Below are 501 nucleotides of genomic sequence, written 5' to 3' on the forward strand. Positions count from 1 at the left end.
GCTTCAACAAGTGCGAGCGAATCAGCAAGTACTAGCGCATCGCAAAGCGCATCGACAAGTGCGAGCGAGTCCGCAAGTACGTCCGCTTCACAAAGTGCTTCAACGAGTGCCTCAGAGTCAGCAAGCACGTCAGCATCGCAAAGTGCGTCTACAAGTGCGAGCGAATCAGCAAGTACTAGCGCATCGCAAAGCGCTTCAACAAGTGCTTCTGAATCAGCAAGCACCTCAGCATCGCAAAGTGCGTCTACAAGTGCAAGTGAATCCGCAAGTACGTCAGCGTCCCAAAGTGCTTCAACGAGTGCGAGCGAATCCGCAAGTACGTCAGCGTCCCAAAGTGCGTCTACAAGTGCGAGCGAATCCGCAAGTACGTCAGCGTCCCAAAGTGCGTCTACAAGTGCGAGTGAATCCGCAAGTACTAGCGCATCCCAAAGTGCTTCAACAAGCGCGTCAGAATCAGCAAGTACCTCAGCGTCCCAAAGTGCTTCAATGAGCACCTCAGAG

General features: G+C 53.3%; 1 protein-coding gene. It reads left to right on the plus strand.

Going from position 1 to position 501, the window contains the following annotated elements:
* A partial coding sequence (locus HMPREF9421_RS10485) for a hypothetical protein (protein WP_211205871.1) occupies window positions 1-501 on the plus strand: 501 nt, incomplete at both ends.

Origin of the sequence: Streptococcus australis ATCC 700641, assembly GCF_000186465.1 — a bacterium.
Classification (GTDB): Bacteria; Bacillota; Bacilli; order Lactobacillales; family Streptococcaceae; genus Streptococcus; species Streptococcus australis.